Here is a 2664-nt window from a genome sequence, read left to right as displayed (position 1 = left end):
CGGCGAGCCGGGCACCGAGCCGCGTGACCCACTGAGCGAGACGGGCGGCGAGGCGAGCGCGTGGCCGCTGCTGCTCGGACTGGGCGCGCTCCTCCTCGGCGGCGGCGCGACCGTGCTCGGCCAGCGCCAGCGCCTCCGGCGGCTGCGCTAGCCACTGCCGCACCCGGAAGCCGCAGCCAAGCCCGTCGGATCGCGCACAGCGATTCGGCGGGCTTGTAGACTGTGCCCGGGCCCCCATAGCCCAACGGCAGAGGCAGACGACTTAAAATCGTTTCAGTGTCGGTTCGAATCCGACTGGGGGTACAACAGCGACTGATCAGCGTCCGGAACCCTGGTGTCGCCGTGACGGAGTGGGTCCGCAGTCACCGTTTTCTCGCCGTCATGACCGGCCGCTTCGGGGGCAGCGGCAATCGGCTGACTCGCAGCGCCGGGGTGCCGACGCGCCACGAAAACGATCCGGGCTCGCGTTGTGGCACGATCAGGGGTAGCGTGTCGCTCTATGGTTCCGAGAATCGCCGTCTCCGCGACGCGCGCCCAGACGCACTACGTTCAGACCCACCTCGTTCGCGGCTCGGACGGGGAGGACAGCCCCGCCCTCTCCTGGGTGCGCAGCGGCGCACCCCATCCCGAGCTGAACCGGGTGCTCCGCGTCGGCCCGGATGCCGTCGAGCGCTCGATCGCCCTGATGGACCACGCCCCGGCCCTGTGGTCGGTCTGGCCGAACGCCGGGGACGGGAACGCCGTCGAGCGCGCCCTGGAGCGCAACGGCCTCGTGTTCGTCGAGGAAGAACCGCTCCTCGTGCTCCCGCTGGACCCCGGCGCGGCCAGCGGGCTTCCCGAGGACGCCGCCGTGCCCGGCGTCGAGATCGAGGCCTGCCGCACCCTCGAACAGCTCCGCGAGTGGGTGTCGTTCTGGGCGGCCGAAGCGGTCAGTCCCGAGCGCTTTCCCGAGATTGTCCGTGCCCTCGCCGGGCCCGCCGGGCTCGATGGCTCCGCGGACGCCGAGGCGACGCCCGCGGTCACCCACTTCCTCGCCCGGTCGAGCGATGCGGCCACTCGCGGTCGCGTCCTGGGCTGCGCGGCGCTCGTCATCGCGGGGCTCTCCGCCGCGGTCGAGCACGTCATCACGGCCCAGGCCGAGCGCGGCCGGGGCATCGGCTCCTGGCTGACCCGGCGCGTCATCGAGGGCGCGCACGACGCGGGCGCCGAGGCCTGCGTGCTCACCTCTTCGCCGGACGGCCTCGGCCTCTACACTCGGCTCGGCTTCCGGCCCGAGTGCCGGATCCGCAGTTATGCCTTCCCTGCATAGACTGGGCTCATGATGGATCCGCAGCTTCCCCCGCCCGGTTGGTACGACAATGCCGGCAGTCCCCGCTGGTGGGACGGCAGCCAGTGGGGCCCGCTGAGCCCGCCCGCGGGCATGCCCGCGCCGCAGCCGAGTCCCGCTCCGGGCCCCCGCGCCCGGATCTCCCCGGTCGCCTGGGTCGGCTTCGCCTTCGGCATCGCGGCGTTCCTGAGCCTGCTGCCCTCCCTGGGGCACCTGAACTGGATGTTCGGGATGCTCGGCTCCTGGACCGTGATCCCCGCGATCGTGTGCTCCATCGTCGGCATCGTGAAGTCCGAGCAGAAGCTCATCGGCATCCTCGGGCTCGTCGGCGCGGGGCTCGCCCTGTTTCTGCCCGTCCTGGGCTGGCTGACCTAGCCGGACCGCAACGGCCGTCCTCGGCGGTCGCGTCGGCCCCGCAGAACGTGAGAGGATGCGATCGTGAGCGTTGATCTGAGCACCCCAGCCGTCCGCGCCGAGGCGGAGGCGGCCCCCTGGGCCGAGCCCGCCGCCTACTGGCCCGCGCTGAGCCGCGCCGTCGCAGCGCACAGCGCGCCCGCGCTCACGCTCGGGCTGGGCGCCCTCGCCGCGAACGCCGCAGACCTCAGCGCGCGCGGCGGCGGGCTGCCGATCCGAGTCGCCAGCAAGTCGATCCGTTCGCGGCCGGTCATCGAAGCCCTATTGAGGCTGCCCGCGACCCAGGGGGTGCTCGCCTACTCGCTCGCCGAGGCGGTCTGGCTCTCGTCCACCATCGCGGACATCGTCGTCGCCTACCCCAGCGTGGACCGTGGCGCGTTCCGCGCGCTCGTCGCCGATGACCGGGCCCTCGCCCGCGTCGCGGTCATGATCGACGACCCCGCTCAGCTCGACCTCATCGACGCCGTCGTCCCGGTGCGGGCCCGCGGCGAGATCCGGGTCTGCCTCGACTTCGACGCCTCCTGGCAGGCACCCCTCCTCGGGCACCTCGGCGTGCGCCGCTCGCCCGTGCGCACGGCTGACGCCCTCGCCCGGCTCGCCGCCCGGGTGGTCGCCCGGCCCGGCTTCCGCCTCGTCGGGGTGATGAGCTACGAGGCGCAGATCGCCGGGGTGGCCAATCACACCGCCGGGAAACCCGTTGACTCGGCCACGAAGCAGTGGATGCAGCGCTCCTCGCACCGCGAGCTGCTGGTGCGGCGCGGGGAGGCCATCGCCCGGGTGCGCGAGGTGGCCGATCTCGAGTTCGTGAACGGCGGCGGCACCGGCTCGATCGAGCGCACCGCCCAGGATCCCTCGATCACCGACATCGCCGCGGGCAGCGGCTACTTCGGGCCGCACCTCTTCGATCACTACCGCAGCTTCAG

General features: G+C 72.8%; 3 protein-coding genes and 1 tRNA gene. All 4 read left to right on the top strand.

The features are described from left to right. Positions 1-230 precede the first annotated feature (230 nt). A tRNA-Leu gene (locus tag OOT08_RS04645) sits at positions 231-303 on the top strand. Between the two features lie 196 nt (positions 304-499). Next, on the top strand, positions 500-1309 hold the full coding sequence (locus OOT08_RS04640) for a GNAT family N-acetyltransferase (RefSeq protein WP_325091394.1): 810 nt from the start codon (positions 500-502) through the stop codon (positions 1307-1309). A 9-nt stretch (positions 1310-1318) separates the two neighbouring features. Then, positions 1319-1702: a hypothetical protein gene (locus tag OOT08_RS04635; protein WP_325091393.1), complete on the top strand. Its 384-nt coding sequence runs from the start codon at positions 1319-1321 to the stop codon at positions 1700-1702. A 63-nt stretch (positions 1703-1765) separates the two neighbouring features. Then, positions 1766-2664: amino acid deaminase/aldolase (locus OOT08_RS04630; protein WP_325091392.1), on the top strand; the 899-nt coding region annotated here is incomplete at its 3' end.

This window comes from Leucobacter sp. M11, from assembly GCF_035726885.1.
Classification (GTDB): Bacteria; Actinomycetota; Actinomycetes; order Actinomycetales; family Microbacteriaceae; genus JAPFRB01.
This window is presented reverse-complemented; position numbering and strand designations above follow the sequence as displayed.